The organism is Acinetobacter sp. SK-43, assembly GCF_015351505.1.
GTDB classification, from domain to species: domain Bacteria; phylum Pseudomonadota; class Gammaproteobacteria; order Pseudomonadales; family Moraxellaceae; genus Acinetobacter; species Acinetobacter junii.
Window position 1 is genome coordinate 55,977 of record NZ_JADKPY010000036.1, and the last position, 14,411, is coordinate 70,387.

The 14,411-nt window shown below is 37.4% G+C and carries 13 protein-coding genes, 1 tRNA gene and 1 pseudogene; 10 read left to right on the forward strand and 5 right to left on the reverse strand.

Translation table 11 applies throughout. The features are described from left to right. Positions 1–27: 27 nt before the first annotated feature. The 3 genes from cysN (at position 28) to IRT38_RS08690 (ending at position 2,684) form a co-directional block, all read left to right on the forward strand. Positions 28–1,641 carry a sulfate adenylyltransferase subunit CysN gene (gene cysN / locus IRT38_RS08680; RefSeq protein WP_194597463.1) on the forward strand — a complete coding sequence of 538 codons (1,614 nt, stop codon included), beginning with the start codon at positions 28–30 and terminating at the stop codon, positions 1,639–1,641. A gap of 202 nt (positions 1,642–1,843) precedes the next feature. Next, positions 1,844–2,359 carry a hypothetical protein gene (locus IRT38_RS08685; RefSeq protein WP_004913382.1) on the forward strand — a complete coding sequence of 172 codons (516 nt, stop codon included), beginning with the start codon at positions 1,844–1,846 and terminating at the stop codon, positions 2,357–2,359. A gap of 61 nt (positions 2,360–2,420) precedes the next feature. Next, a complete protein-coding gene (locus IRT38_RS08690) occupies positions 2,421–2,684 on the forward strand; it encodes a ribosomal protein L7/L12 (protein WP_194597464.1) in 264 nt (87 codons plus the stop codon). Positions 2,685–2,716: 32 nt separating this feature from the next. On the opposite strand, the gene IRT38_RS08695 is transcribed toward IRT38_RS08690, so the two are convergent. Both IRT38_RS08695 and IRT38_RS08700 read right to left on the reverse strand, forming a co-directional pair. Then, positions 2,717–4,042 carry a hemolysin family protein gene (locus IRT38_RS08695; protein WP_004959676.1) on the reverse strand — a complete coding sequence of 442 codons (1,326 nt, stop codon included), beginning with the start codon at positions 4,040–4,042 and terminating at the stop codon, positions 2,717–2,719. Between the two features lie 173 nt (positions 4,043–4,215). Continuing rightward, entirely contained in the window at positions 4,216–5,205 is a 990-nt protein-coding gene (locus tag IRT38_RS08700; RefSeq protein WP_004913372.1) for a LysR family transcriptional regulator, read from the reverse strand. A 537-nt stretch (positions 5,206–5,742) separates the two neighbouring features. On the opposite strand from IRT38_RS08700, the gene IRT38_RS08705 reads away from it, so the two are divergent. After that, positions 5,743–7,344, forward strand: coding sequence for an isocitrate lyase (locus IRT38_RS08705; RefSeq protein WP_035338572.1), 1,602 nt, complete (start codon positions 5,743–5,745; stop codon positions 7,342–7,344). A gap of 87 nt (positions 7,345–7,431) precedes the next feature. Here the strand turns inward: IRT38_RS08705 and IRT38_RS08710 are convergent, their stop codons facing one another. The 3 genes from IRT38_RS08710 to cysS form a co-directional block, all read right to left on the reverse strand. Continuing rightward, positions 7,432–7,911 carry a copper resistance protein NlpE gene (locus IRT38_RS08710; protein ID WP_194597465.1) on the reverse strand — a complete coding sequence of 160 codons (480 nt, stop codon included), beginning with the start codon at positions 7,909–7,911 and terminating at the stop codon, positions 7,432–7,434. 261 nt (positions 7,912–8,172) lie between these two features. Beyond that, a tRNA-Gly gene (locus IRT38_RS08715) sits at positions 8,173–8,248 on the reverse strand. Between the two features lie 63 nt (positions 8,249–8,311). Then, complete coding sequence (gene cysS, locus IRT38_RS08720; RefSeq protein ID WP_194597466.1) at positions 8,312–9,733, reverse strand: cysteine--tRNA ligase; 1,422 nt, start codon at positions 9,731–9,733, stop codon at positions 8,312–8,314. Between the two features lie 259 nt (positions 9,734–9,992). Here cysS and IRT38_RS08725 point away from each other — a divergent pair, with 259 nt between their 5' ends. The 6 genes and pseudogenes from IRT38_RS08725 to IRT38_RS08750 all read left to right on the forward strand — a co-directional run. After that, on the forward strand, positions 9,993–10,970 hold the full coding sequence (locus tag IRT38_RS08725; RefSeq protein WP_194597467.1) for a KpsF/GutQ family sugar-phosphate isomerase: 978 nt from the start codon (positions 9,993–9,995) through the stop codon (positions 10,968–10,970). A gap of 3 nt (positions 10,971–10,973) precedes the next feature. Beyond that, a complete protein-coding gene (locus IRT38_RS08730) occupies positions 10,974–11,513 on the forward strand; it encodes a KdsC family phosphatase (protein WP_004913359.1) in 540 nt (179 codons plus the stop codon). Positions 11,514–11,551: 38 nt separating this feature from the next. Beyond that, positions 11,552–12,103: an LPS export ABC transporter periplasmic protein LptC gene (lptC, locus tag IRT38_RS08735; RefSeq protein ID WP_194597468.1), complete on the forward strand. Its 552-nt coding sequence runs from the start codon at positions 11,552–11,554 to the stop codon at positions 12,101–12,103. Then, positions 12,087–12,632: a lipopolysaccharide transport periplasmic protein LptA gene (gene lptA, locus IRT38_RS08740; RefSeq protein ID WP_004913354.1), complete on the forward strand. Its 546-nt coding sequence runs from the start codon at positions 12,087–12,089 to the stop codon at positions 12,630–12,632. The genes lptC and lptA overlap by 17 nt, the downstream gene beginning before the upstream one ends. Next, positions 12,632–13,378, forward strand: a complete 747-nt coding sequence (gene lptB / locus IRT38_RS08745) for an LPS export ABC transporter ATP-binding protein (protein WP_004913352.1) — start codon at positions 12,632–12,634, stop codon at positions 13,376–13,378. The genes lptA and lptB overlap by 1 nt, the downstream gene beginning before the upstream one ends. 309 nt (positions 13,379–13,687) lie before the next feature. Then, positions 13,688–14,350 (forward strand): annotated as a pseudogene (locus IRT38_RS08750) (TolC family protein); the annotation flags it as partial. Between the last annotated feature and the right edge of the window lie 61 nt (positions 14,351–14,411).

Here is a 14,411-nt window from a genome sequence, read left to right on the forward strand (position 1 = left end):
TCTAAAGAATATGTGGAGTTTTGAGCAATGTCTCATCAATCAGATCTTATTAGCCAAGACATCTTGGCGTATTTAAAACAGCACGAAAATAAAGACCTGCTACGCTTTTTGACTTGCGGTAACGTGGATGATGGTAAATCAACGCTTATTGGTCGTTTACTTTACGATTCAAAGTTGATCTATGAAGATCAATTGCAAGCAGTTACTCGAGACAGTAAAAAAGTAGGTACAACAGGTGATGCACCTGACCTTGCACTACTTGTAGATGGTCTACAAGCTGAACGTGAACAAGGTATTACTATTGATGTTGCTTATCGTTATTTCTCAACTGAGAAACGTAAGTTCATCATCGCGGATACACCAGGGCATGAGCAATACACGCGCAACATGGCGACTGGTGCTTCAACTGCTGATCTTGCAATCATTTTGATTGATGCGCGATATGGTGTTCAAACACAAACACGTCGTCATACCTTCATTGCAAGTTTACTCGGCATCAAAAATATCGTAGTTGCGATCAATAAAATGGATTTGGTTGAGTTTTCTGAAACTCGATTCAATGAAATTCAAGTTGAATATGATGCGTTTGTAAATCAGTTAGGCAACCGTCGTCCAGAAAATATCGTCTTTGTTCCAATTTCAGCTCTCAATGGCGATAACGTTGTAAATCCATCTGCGAGCACACCTTGGTACAAGGGTCAAACGTTGATGGATATTCTTGAATCAGTGGAAATCAAACGTGAATCGAATAAACATGAATTCCGTTTCCCTGTTCAATACGTGAATCGTCCAAACCTTGATTTCCGAGGTTTTGCAGGAACGATTGCGCTTGGTGAAATCAAAGTAGGCGATGAAATCGTAGCACTACCTTCAGGCAAAAAATCAACAGTTAAAGAAATTGTAACTTTTGATGGAAATCTTGAAAGCGCAGCTGCTGGTCAAGCAGTGACACTTACATTGAACGATGAAATTGATATTTCACGTGGTAATGTATTGGTTCGTGCAGGCGAGCAACCTTTAATTTCACGTAGCGTTCGTGCTTCAGTTGTTTGGATGACTGAACATCCTTTAGTTAAAGGCAAACTTTATAACGTGAAGATTGGTACCCAAACTGTACCAGCTAAAGTTACAGCGATTAATTTCCGAGTTAATGTCAATACACTTGAACATACACAAGTTGAAGAGCTAGAGTTGAATGCAATTGCTGATGTGGTTATTGAGTTTGATGCACCAGTTGTATTTGATCAATACCAAGACAGTCGTTATACAGGTTCATTTATCTTTATTGATCGTTTAAGCAACGTTACGGTTGGTGCAGGTATGGTTGAAGCTGCTGTTGAGTGGACTGCGCATAGCAATCCAGTTACTGCAGAAGATCGTGCTGCTCGTTTAGGTCAGAAACCTGCTGTGATAGGTATTTCTGCACAATTAATCGAAAATGCTCAAGCCTTAGAAAGTTTATTGATCCAACAGGGTGTAGTGGCGATTGCAAAATCTACATTATCAGTTGATCAGATCAATTTGTTACGTGAAACAGGTGTAGTTGTCATTACAACTACCGTTGAAGGTACGGATACAGACCTAACTGCTGAAACTGTTGAAGAAGCAGCAGAACAAATTGTTGAATTAGTTCGTTTATAATTATCTGAACTGATTTATAAAAGCCCGCGAAAGCGGGTTTTTTTATAGATTATAAATGCTTAGGCATTAAGTAAATTATTCATCTAGAGTACAATTAACTTTTTATTTCATCTTTTTATGCATTACGTAAGAATATTTTAGTTCTGTTTTAATTTTACTTTTATGCGACAATAGTGCTTTGAATTTTTGTATTTGGACTCCCATGACTGAACAATCTCCTGAGTATTTAAGCGATATCGAAATTTTAGACATTTTACAGTCTATGAAAAAAGATGAGCTTGATGTTGAAGCTAAAGAGATCATTCGTAATGGTGGGAAAGTTGGTCGTCAAGAAGCACACAAAAATGCTTTGGTTGCGCTGAATAATAGTTTTGAAGAGAAGTTTGTAGAGGCTGTTACTTTAGCTTTGGGACTAAATGCAGGACAGGCCAAAAAAATACGTTATAAAAAAGATCGTATCCGAATCTTAAAAGTACGTGGTATTGATTATTTAGCAATTGATGGGGCAGAAACAGCTCAAGTTTTATCTCAGGTTTCTCAAGCTATCACACGCGAAGATGCAATTGTGACAGAAGGTTTGCATAATATTTTCCCCTTTTGGAAAGAAGGTTGGCCAATGGTGCAATTTGATAATGCATATAAAATTTTATCAGAAGATATTCTTATTCATTATCAAGCGACATTAGATGAACTAATTTCTTTGTATGGTGGTAACTAAATAGTTATCATATAAAAATTTTTATAAATTAATGGATTAGAATAACAAGGATGTTTGGCACATGACTCAAATGGAAGAGTTACCACATGAAGCTTTAATTGCATTAAGGTCAGGTAAATTAATTGATGCGATAAAAATAACACGTGAAAAAACGGGTCTAGGTCTGAAAGAGTCTAAGGATTTAGTAGATCGTTATTTAGATACTCACCCAAATGAGCAAGTATTTATACAAGAACAATTAGCTCAACGTAGTCGCAGTGGTATTCAGTTTTTAGTTGCTGTTCTTTTTTTAATCGCTATGATTGTTTGGTTTATTTTTAAATAAAAAGCCCAATGTTGGGCTTCATTATATTTACATTATTCTTCGTGATCTTTTAAAACATTCTCTTGATTTGGCATAATCTGAGTTACCAACAATTGGTCAATTTTATAATGATCAATATCGACGACTTCAAATTTAAATCCTGCATATTCTACCGCATCCGCAGGGCGAGGGATCTTACGCAAACGATACATGATGAAACCAGCGATCGTTTCGTAGTTTTCATTTTCTGGAAACTCTTCAATTTCTAGAACGTGTTTTACATCCTCAATTGGTGTGCTGCCATCAATTAACCAAGAGTGATTATCACGTTTAATAATTTGTTGCTCTTCATCCATTGGTGTGACCCAATCACCCATAACGGTAATCATAATGTCGCTCAGGGTGATAACACCAACGACTAAAGCATATTCATTGATAACAACAGCAAATTTTTCTTTAGTTGAGCGAAAACGGTCTAGTAGTTCAGATAAGGTGAGTGTGTCTGGAATAATGAGTACATTACGAATAGTTGATTCATTCAATTGTGTGAAGGATTGCTTGTTTAAGATACGAATTAAAATATCTTTAGCGTCGACATAACCAATAACTTGGTCGATATGTTCATTACACACAACAAATTTTGAATAAGGATATTCAGCTAGCTTTTGACGGATGCTATCTTCATGTTCCGTCAAAGTAAAATAAACCACGTTTTCACGTGTAGTCATACTGGAGGGAACAGTTCGTTCTTCAAGTTCAAATACATTTTCAATAAAGTGATGTTCTTGCTTTTGTAAGACACCAGCTTGTGCACCTGCATCCATGACCGCAGAAATATCATCAAAGGTGATATTGTCATCACGAATGGTATTTACTTTAAATAAGCGAAATAACAAGTTTGCAATCGCATTAATTCCCCAAGCTAAGGGTTTGCAAACCTTGATAAAAACTTGAATGGGATCAATAACGCTAATTGCAATTTTTTCTGGAGCGATCATTGCCAAGCGTTTTGGCATTAAATCAGCAAATAAAATGAATAGTGAAGTGACCATAGTAAATGATAGGGCAAAACCAATGGTTTCTAACCAAGGACCAGCATAAAAACCTTTAATCATTTCTACAAAAAATGGACGAAAAGCTGCTTCACCTAAAATACCACCCAGAATAGCAACTGCATTTAAACCAATTTGTGATGCAGCAAAGAAATCAGCGGATTGTTCTTGTAAATCCAAAACTTTTTGTGCGCGGGTTTCACCTGATTCAGCAAGGATTTTTAATTTAACTTTTCGAGCACCTGCAAGTGCAATTTCAGTAAGTGATAAAAAACCTGCTGCTGAAATCAGTAAAATAATAACTATAATATTTTGGAAGAGACTCACATATCACCTGTGGTTCATCATTATTATGAATATGTTGTAACACAAAAAAAGCACTGAGGTAACTCAATCCTTACCTCAGTGTAATAATCTTATTTATGAAAACAGCATATTCTCAAAAAAGTAGAATCTGCTGATATTTCAACAAACTCGCAATATTTTTACAATAGCTTGTTTTAGTATTGTGAAAATTGTGAATTATTTATAAAAAATTCACGGTTTTCTTCCTCAATCATTTGGCGTGCGACAAATAAAATTAATTGTCTTAACCAACGATGTGCAGGATGGTGGTGGAGTAAAGGGCACCATGCCATTTTTAATTCAAATTCTGGAATATAAAATGGAGGGTCTTTGATGACTAATTTCGGATTTTGAGTTTGAAGGCGCGCCATACGTGTTGGTAGCGTCGCAATCAAATCTACATTTTGAGCTAAAAGAGCTGGCATTTGATAATGACGTGTAAATACTGAAATTTTACGTCGTTGACCAATCCGCTCTAAGGCTTGATCAATCCAGCCCAAACCAGCTTGTTTATCAGGGTTAACACCAAAACCCACGCCCATGCCAGTTTTAGAAACCCAAATATGTTGAGCATCTAAATAGCTTTTTAAATTGAGGTGGGTGACAGCTGGATGTTTGTCATTAAGGATACAGCTAAAGCTATCACGCCAAACTAACACTTGGTGGAAGCTTTGAGGAATTTCATTAAAACGGTTAATTGCTAAATCAACTTTACCCTGTTCCATATCACGATATGAAACATCACTTGGAGTTAAAAAGTCGAGTACAACGTTTGGTGCTTCAGATCGAAGAGCTTTAACTAATCTCGGTACTAAAGTTGCTTCAGCATAGTCCGATGTCATGATTCGGAAAACGCGATTACTTGTATAGGGTCTAAATTCAGTTCGCGGCTCTAAGATCATTGATAGATCAGAAAGGGCATCACGAATACGGGGTTGTAGTTCTAAAGCACGTTCAGTTGGAGTCATACCTTCTGAAGAGCGAATAAGCAGGGGGTCATTAAATAGATTACGCAATCTTCTTAGAATATTACTCATCGCAGGTTGAGTAACACCTAATTGTTCTGCTGCACGTGTGACATTTTTTTCACGAAGTAGTACATCAAGATAAATTAATAAATTGAGATCGACCCGCTCCAGATTCATAAAAAAAATACCGAGAATAAAATATTTAAATTGTGTTGAATTATGACATATCTAAAGGCTTTTGTGTAATTTAATCCGCCAAAAAGCATAGTTAAAAACGCAATTTGAGAAAAACTAAAGTACATCTAAATTTGGTTTAGAATTAACCAAAGATATCAAGCACAGTTGTTTAGTAAATAACAAAATAAATGACCTATTAAATGGCAAAAAATGTCAATTTGATAAAATTTTAGGGGTGGAACTCTGAAAGATGAGCGATTAAAAGATATTCATTTTTAATAAATTTGATTTTCTAATCTCATTGTTAAGCTTAATTAAATATTATTTAAAACAATGGTTTGTAATGACTTGGACTCGCTATAAATTCATGTTCAAAGGCATATTTCAAAAAAAAATACCGAAAATTACCCAAGAATATTGGATTAATCTCTTGGCAAAGACTAAGCTGTGCAACATATTGATGAAGTGCTTGAAATCTAGCCTATAAAAAAGCATGGTTTTCAGCGTGCATTCGATGCCAATCCCTGAAAGGAAAATATCATGACATATCAATCAGCTTTAGAGCACGTTCGTGCCGTTAAAGAAAAATTAGGTGGTACTTGGGGTGCGATTCGCCCAGAAGATGCTGCTCGTATGATGGTTCAAAACCGTTTCCACACTGGTTTAGACATCGCTAAATATACAGCTGCTATCATGCGTAAAGATATGGCTGAATATGACGCTGATTCAAGCAAATACACTCAATCATTAGGTTGCTGGCATGGTTTCATTGCGCAACAAAAAATGATTGCGAACAAAAAATACTTCGGTACTACAAGCAAGCGTTACATCTACCTTTCTGGTTGGATGGTTGCTGCTCTTCGTTCAGAATTTGGTCCACTTCCTGACCAATCTATGCACGAAAAAACTTCTGTACCTAAACTAATCGCTGAAATCTATACATTCTTACGTCAAGCTGACGCTAAAGAATTAAATGATTTGTTCCGTGCTTTACAAAAAGCTGAACAAGCTGGTGATTCTGCTAAAGCTGCTGAAATCATTTCACAAATCGACAACTTTGAATCTCACGTTGTGCCAATTATTGCTGACATCGATGCTGGTTTCGGTAACGAAGAAGCAACTTATTTGTTAACTAAACAAATGATCGAAGCTGGTGCTTGTGCAATCCAAATCGAAAACCAAGTTTCTGACGCTAAACAATGTGGTCACCAAGCTGGTAAAGTAACTGTTCCACACGAAGACTTCTTAGCTAAAATCAATGCTGTACGTTATGCATTCCTTGAGCTTGGTGTTGACGAAGGTGTTATCGTTGCACGTACTGACTCTGAAGGCGCTGACTTAACTCAAAAGATCCCTGTATCTAAAGAGAAAGGTGATTTAGCTTCTCAATACATCAGCTACTTAGACACTAAAGAAATCGATATTTCTGAAGCTTCTGATGACGAAATCCTTATCAAGCGTGATGGCAAATTACACCGCCCAACTCGTTTAGCTTCTGGTTTGTACCAGTTCCGTGAAGGCACTCAACACGACCGCGTTGTGCTTGACTGTGTAACTAGCTTACAAAACGGCGCTGACATGATCTGGATCGAAACTCCAACTCCAGACGTTGCTGGTATTGCTGGTTTCGTAAACGACATCAAAAAACAAGTTCCAAACGCGAAACTTGTTTATAACAACTCTCCATCGTTCAACTGGACTTTAAACTTCCGTCAACAAGCGTATGACCGTTGGGTTGCTGAAGGTAAAGATGTATCTGGTTACGACCGTGCTAAATTAATGAGCGCTGAGTACGATAACTCTGAATTAGCTGCTGATGCTGATGAAAAGATCCGTACTTTCCAAGCTGATGCTGCACGTGAAGCAGGTGTTTTCCACCACTTGATCACTCTTCCTACTTACCACACAGCTGCTCTTTCTACTCATGAGCTTGCTAAAGGTTACTTCGGTGAAGAAGGTATGTTGGCTTATGTTGCTGGCGTACAACGTAAAGAAATCCGCGGTGGTATCGCATGTGTTAAACACCAAGCAATGGCTGGTTCTGACATCGGTGATGATCACAAAGAAATCTTTGCTGGTGAGAACGCACTTAAAGCTGGTGATGCTAGCAAAAACACAATGAACCAATTCGGTGGCTAATCGCTTCTGATTGATTCGAAAAAACCCTGCTTATGCAGGGTTTTTTTTATTATGTTTCTAGAAAAAAATAATTAAGCAGAAAATCTATTATTCAGCTTCTTTCTTCAATTGATATTTATCAGCTAACTCGCCTGTTATTTCATTACCTTCTAAATCTAAAGCTTTAAGATAACCTTCAGCGACAAAATATTTACGTCCATCACCTGCTTGGTCTAGTTCAATCACTGAAAGGTTTTTGCTATCGAATTGGAAACTACCTTTACTTTCAAAAGGTTTACCATCCCCTTTACCGAGATATGTTTCTTTAATTTCATATGTTTTATCTGAATTTAACTCTAATTCAGTTTCAATACCTTCACAATCAGCACAAGGTAATACACCCTTATAAGTACCATTCCAATCTAAAGCATTTTCTGCAGTATGTGCGTTATCTGCAACTGTAGTTTCTGCTACTGCTTCACTTGTGGCAGAAGTCTGTGCTTGTTCTTCAGTTTTTTTATTCTCTGTTTTGCTACAAGCTACAAGAAAAATAGATGCAATCGATAGGGCAATAATAGATTTTTTCATTTTTACTAAACCTAATTTAAAAAAACACAAAGGATTAAATTATGAGAGTTATGAAAAAAAGTGTAGGGGATGGGTGTAAGTGTTCTTGAACTTTTGGTAAATCTGATAAAACCATGGTTATGATTTTTATTTAATTTGTTTAGGAAGCTTAATGATGGATAGATAATAATCTGGATTCGCCAAACAGTTATTTGTAGATTTATGATCGAATGAGAAGAAATAAAAAAACCCTAATCAAATGACTAGAGCTTTTTTAAATTTTGGAGCGGGAAACGAGACTCGAACTCGCGACCCCAACCTTGGCAAGGTTATGCTCTACCAACTGAGCTATTCCCGCAATATGGACGAATTATAGAGAATTTCATTAAACTGTCAACTCTCTATAATCCTAAGTGTTGAATTAATCAGCACGTCTCCAAATTGTACCTTGGCGAGTGTCCTCTAAAACCACGCCTTGATCGAGTAAAGACTGTCGAATACTATCAGCCTTGGCAAAGTCTTTAGCCTTTTTCGCATCCACACGTTGCTGAATAAAGTCTTCAATTTCAGCATCAGAAAGTGTTAGAGCTTCTTGTCCGATATCTGATTTAAGGAATTCATCTACATCGTGTTGAACTAGACCAAGAATATTTGTGAGCTGACGTAAAGTTGAGTAGAGAACTGTTGCTTGTTCAGCTTGTTCTTCTTTAACTGCGCGATTTAACTCTTTATTAAGTTCAAATAGAACAGCCATCGCTTCAGCCGTGTTGAAATCATCACACATTGCGTTATTAAAGCGTTCAACAAAACTTTGATCTAATGCATCAACAATTTTCTGACCATATGTTTGTTGATAGGCTTTAAATGAATGATAGAAACGACTCAACGCAGTTTTAGCTTCTTTTAAAGCAACATCAGAAAAATTGACTGGACTACGATAATGTGATGAGACAATAAAGTAACGAATCACTTCTGGATGGAATTTTTCCATCACTTCTCTAATCGTAAAGAAATTGCCTAGTGATTTAGACATTTTCTCACCATCGACATTGATGAATCCAACATGCATCCAATAATTTACATATTGTTCGCCTGTTGAAGCTTCACTTTGTGCAATTTCATTTTCATGATGAGGGAACATTAAGTCTGAACCACCACCGTGAATATCAAAATGATTGCCCAAGCAACAAGTCGACATTGCAGAACATTCAATATGCCAACCTGGGCGACCATTACCCCAAGGAGATGCCCAAGCTGGTTCATTTTCCTTTGCATGTTTCCAAAGTACAAAGTCAAAAGGATGTTTCTTTTCAACTTCAACATCTACGCGTTCAGAAGCACCTGCTTGCATATCATCGAGTTTACGGCCTGAAAGTCGACCGTATTTATCGAATTTAGTGACTTCAAAATAGACATCACCATTGCTTGCAGGATAGGCAGCACCTTTATCTACCAAATTGCTGATCATGTTTTGCATTTGATCAATGTATTCAGTCGCTTTGGGAGCTTCATCTGGCGCAGCACAACCTAAATTAGCAGCATCTTCATTCATCGCTTCGATAAATCGTGCAGTAAGTTGTTGAATGCTTTCTCCATTTTCATTGGCACGCGCAATAATTTTATCGTCAATATCAGTGATATTGCGGATATAGCGTACTTTCCAACCTTGGCTACGCAAGAAGCGGATGATGTAGTCAAATGCAACCATAACTCGAGCGTGTCCAATATGACAGTAATCGTAAACTGTCATACCACAGACATACATGTCGATTTGACCTTCTTTGCGTGGGACAAATTCAACTTTTTTACGTTGCTCAGAGTTATATAAAACAAAAGGTTGCATAAGGGCTTTTAACACTCAACAAAATTAGCGTTACATCATAACGTATGCATCATTTTTCATAAAGTTATCCGCATAAAAAAACATGTTCTAAAGGAATGAACTGATTAAATTATAGGGGTTCTATATTTGTTCATTTTCTAAGAAATCTTATACATTTAGAAACGTCTCTCACAAACAGTTATGCTAGAATCTCCGCAATTCTTTTGATTAAAATCATCTACGCTTATGTAGATTGAACATTATTTTGAGTCAAACTTGCATGTCACAAACGATAAATTTCCAAAAAAGCGCGCTAGAAACGCTGCGCATCGAACAGCAAGCGATTGAAGTTCTTGCAACACAAATAGATGAACGCTTTGATCGTGCATGTGAGATTTTATTGCAATGTTCAGGTCGTGTTGTTGTTACAGGAATGGGTAAATCTGGTCACATTGGACGGAAAATGGCGGCGACTTTTGCTTCAACAGGTACGCCTTCATTTTTTATGCATCCAGGTGAAGCGGGTCATGGCGATCTAGGCATGCTGGTGCGTGGTGATGTGCTGATTGCAATCTCAAACTCTGGTAAAAGTGATGAGATTATGATGCTTATGCCTTTGATTAAGCATCTAGGCGTTCCACTCATTACGATTAGTCGTGATGATAAAGGGCCAATGCCACAAAATGCTGATGTACCTTTAACATTAGGTGCCGCTAATGAAGCTTGTCCATTAGGTTTAGCGCCAACATCAAGTACGACAGCAACCTTAGTGCTGGGTGATGCATTGGCTGTGGCTTTGTTGGAGGCGCGTGGATTTACGGCAGATGATTTTGCTCGTTCGCATCCTGCTGGAGCTTTAGGGAAACGTTTACTTTTACATGTAAAACATTTGATGCATACAGGTTTAGAATTACCCAAAGTTAAACCTGATACACCGATGAATAAGGTGTTATACGAAATTTCTGATAAACGTCTTGGTCTTACGACCATTGTTGATGAACAGGATAGATTGCTCGGTATTTTTACTGATGGTGATTTACGTCGTATGATCGATCATCAGCAAGGTTTTGATGTTAATTTACCTGTTGCAGAAGTCATGACCAAAAATCCACTTACGGTTTCTCAGGAAGCTCGCGCAGTAGAAGCATTAGAAAAAATGCATGAGCGTAAAATCAATCAATTTGTAGTTGTTGATGATGCTAATAAAGTTATTGGTGTTATTAGTATGCATGATCTAATTCAGGCGGGAGTAAATTAAGCCATGGCATCTTATGCTTTACAAGAACAAGCACGTCATTTACAAGCACTCGTGCTAGACGTCGATGGAATCTTAAGCGATGGCTTTGTAACATTAACGAATTCGGGTGATGAAATTAAATCATTTGATATTCGTGATGGTTTAGGAATGAAATTGGTTCAACAGGCTGGTATGAAAGTGATCATCATCACTGGACGAAAAAGCCATATAGTTGAAAAACGGATGTCAGATTTAGGCGTTGATTTGGTATTTCAGGGACGTGAAGATAAAGGTGCAGCATTACGTGAAGCCTGTGCTCAGTTCAATATTCTCCCTGAAGATTGTCTATACATGGGTGATGATTGGCCTGACTTATCTGCATTTGCAATTGCGGGTATGAGTATTACTGTACCAAATGGGCATGAGGAAGTACGTCGTCGTGCTCATCTTGTCACCCAAGCAATGGGTGGGCGTGGTGCTGTACGAGAAGTTTGTGACATGTTGCTTACTTCAAAAGGTGTTTACCAAGAGCTACTTGCAAAATACTTAGCTGTACCACATTAATATAGAATGAACTACCCAAAGGTTAGGTAACCCTGTTTATGGATACCAGAGTTTTATATGTTGTTGCTGTAGTGGTTGCTTCCATTAGCGGAGGCTACTATTACTATAGCGGCAAAGCGAAAAAGCTTGATGTTGAATCGGCTAAAAATATGACGTATTCAGCTCAGGGTGTTCACCTAACCCAAACGGATGAACAAGGTAACTTGTACGTTCGTGCTGAAATCAAGCAATTAGAACAAAATATGCAGTCAAAAACTTCACAGTTGGATCAACTCAATGCCGTGATGTTTAAACAAGGTAAGCCTGATGCGACTTTTTATGCAAAGCAAGCCAAAGGTTATGATGACAATACTAAAATTGTTTTAATGGGTGATGTTGTCGCAACAAAATTATCAGATCAAGGCAACAAAATGGAGTTTCGTACTGATGAGTTGACGGGTTATCCAAAAACGAGAGCGTTGGAAACACAACATCAAGTTACAGTGCAATCACCAAATTCAGCTTTCGTCAGCCAAGGTCTGAAAGCAAATTTAAACAATGGTCAATATGAGTTTTTCAAAGTTCGAGGAAAGTATGCGCCTAATTCCTAATTCTAAATATCGTTTAGCTTTCCTAAAACATGTTGCGTGTATAGCAGTTGCATTTAGCTCAGTTTCAGCATTTGCTTTACCATCAGACCGTAATCAACAATTATCATTGGTTGCTGATCGCGCGACTTATAATGATAAAACAGGTATCACAACGTATACGGGTAATGTTGTGATTGAGCAAGGAACGATGAAGCTACAAGCAGATTCCATTGTTGCAACATTAAATAGTAAGAAAGAAATTCAAACTATTACAGCAAAGGGTCAACCAGCGAAGTTTCAGCAGCAAATGGATGTAAATAAGGGCTTAGCAAGAGGCGAGGCTCAAACTATTATTTACAATGCAGACACAGGGATCATTACTTTGTCAGGAAAAGCTTATCTATATCAAGATGGTTCTAGCATCCGTGGTAATACTTTGAAATATAGTATGAATAAAGGTGATGTTGAGGCTCAAGGTTCATCTACCAATCGAGTTCAAATTATTATTCCACCTTCTAGTTCTAAAAGCTTCCCAGGGGCGCGTGATTAATGGAACAATCAGCACAACAACCACAAACTTTGTGTATCAAACACTTAGCAAAGAATTATAGTAAGCGCTGGGTTGTAAAAGATGTTTCTTTTACGATGCAGAGCGGGCAGATTGTGGGTTTACTGGGACCTAATGGTGCTGGAAAGACGACGAGCTTTTATATGGTTGTTGGTCTGGTACGTATGGATAAAGGAGAGATTCATTTAGATGATCTCGATTTATCTGATCTTGCGATGCATGAGCGTGCTCGAAAAGGGATTGGCTATCTTCCACAAGAAGCTTCTATTTTTAGAAAGCTCACGATCTCTGAAAACATTATGGCGATCTTGGAAACAAGAAAAGACTTAAACAAGCAACAGCGCCAGCAACGTCTCAATGAATTATTGAATGATTTTAAAATTAGCCATATCAAAGATTCATTAGGGATGAGCGTATCAGGTGGTGAGCGACGCCGTGCGGAAATCGCTCGCGCATTAGCAGCAGATCCTAAGTTTATGTTGCTAGATGAGCCATTTGCAGGTGTTGATCCAATCTCTGTGGGTGATATCAAAGATATTATTCAAACTTTGAAAGAGCGCGGTATTGGCGTATTGATTACTGATCATAATGTTCGAGAGACATTAGCGATATGTGAAAAAGCCTATATCGTGAGTGAGGGTGCAGTCATTGCAGAAGGTACCCCTCAGGAAATTCTAGATAATGAGCAAGTGCGTAAAGTGTATTTAGGTGATGATTTTGTGGTTTAAAAATAGCCATTTGAACAATATGAAAAAGAGCTAAATAGCTCTTTTTCTTTTTATAAATAATAGAAATAATAAATAGATACGTGACTTTTACTGGAATATTTTTCATTCTTCTTTTTTATGTATTTGATTTTAATTTAATAAATCTATGGTCAAAGCTAATAATAGCTAAGCTATGAGCAAAAAAGTGTGATATATATTACAAAAAACAAACATTTAAGCGATGTGTAAATTGTAGTTTTCTCATGGTGTTTTTATTTTAAAAATGAGTAGAATGAATGGGCTTTTAAATGATAACAATTTGAAAAGAATATGAGCATTAACAACGATTTAAATGTAGATAATGGAGCACACAAAACATGTATAGATTTGAAATGGCTATTATGTGTATTTTCGTTTTCCGTACCTGTAGTACATGCAGAAACACCGAGTGAAAAATATCACAGTTTAAAAAATAATATTGCTCAGCTGCTTGCACCGAAAAGCAACCAAGATTTCAAAGTTGCTAACATGCAAAAGCTAAGTAATTTCACGGTGACACCATCGAATAATAATTTACCCGTAGTCGGTAGCGGGCGACCTATGCAGCCTGCGTCTGTACAGATTATACAAAGTCAGCCTCGCGTACTTAAAGATGCTGTACAGATCGCAGTTCAACGTAATCCTGAGATTTCTCAGACTTTAGCAACTCTTGCTGCACAAAATGCAAATATAGATGTTGCTAAAGCTGGTTACTATCCGCAGATTACGGGCGGTATGAATACAGGTGATTTGACACAAAAGAGTTCAAGAGGTCAGCAAGTTCTTGCCTTGAGTGCATCTCAAATGGTCTATGACTTCGGTAAAGTGAAGTCTGGTGTCAATACAGAACAAGCAAGACTTGCTGTGGAACAAGCCAATGTTTTGGTGAAAATTGATGATATCTCACTCGATGTTGCACAAACGATTATTAATATTCAACGTTATAAAAAACTTAGGGGCTTAGGAAGTTAAAGAGGATTGTTACGGAGTAATTTAAGCAAATCGAGATATAAAT

What these genes read in the sequence shown, in the direction of transcription:
- cysN (WP_194597463.1), top strand. Translation starts at nt 28, where the DNA reads ATGTCTCATCAATCAGATCTTATTAGCCAAGACATCTTGGCGTATTTA.
- IRT38_RS08685 (WP_004913382.1), top strand. Translation starts at nt 1,844, where the DNA reads ATGACTGAACAATCTCCTGAGTATTTAAGCGATATCGAAATTTTAGAC.
- IRT38_RS08690 (WP_194597464.1), top strand. Translation starts at nt 2,421, where the DNA reads ATGACTCAAATGGAAGAGTTACCACATGAAGCTTTAATTGCATTAAGG.
- IRT38_RS08700 (WP_004913372.1), bottom strand. Translation starts at nt 5,205, where the DNA reads ATGAATCTGGAGCGGGTCGATCTCAATTTATTAATTTATCTTGATGTA.
- IRT38_RS08710 (WP_194597465.1), bottom strand. Translation starts at nt 7,911, where the DNA reads ATGAAAAAATCTATTATTGCCCTATCGATTGCATCTATTTTTCTTGTA.
- cysS (WP_194597466.1), bottom strand. Translation starts at nt 9,733, where the DNA reads ATGCAACCTTTTGTTTTATATAACTCTGAGCAACGTAAAAAAGTTGAA.
- IRT38_RS08725 (WP_194597467.1), top strand. Translation starts at nt 9,993, where the DNA reads ATGTCACAAACGATAAATTTCCAAAAAAGCGCGCTAGAAACGCTGCGC.
- IRT38_RS08730 (WP_004913359.1), top strand. Translation starts at nt 10,974, where the DNA reads ATGGCATCTTATGCTTTACAAGAACAAGCACGTCATTTACAAGCACTC.
- lptC (WP_194597468.1), top strand. Translation starts at nt 11,552, where the DNA reads ATGGATACCAGAGTTTTATATGTTGTTGCTGTAGTGGTTGCTTCCATT.
- lptA (WP_004913354.1), top strand. Translation starts at nt 12,087, where the DNA reads ATGCGCCTAATTCCTAATTCTAAATATCGTTTAGCTTTCCTAAAACAT.
- lptB (WP_004913352.1), top strand. Translation starts at nt 12,632, where the DNA reads ATGGAACAATCAGCACAACAACCACAAACTTTGTGTATCAAACACTTA.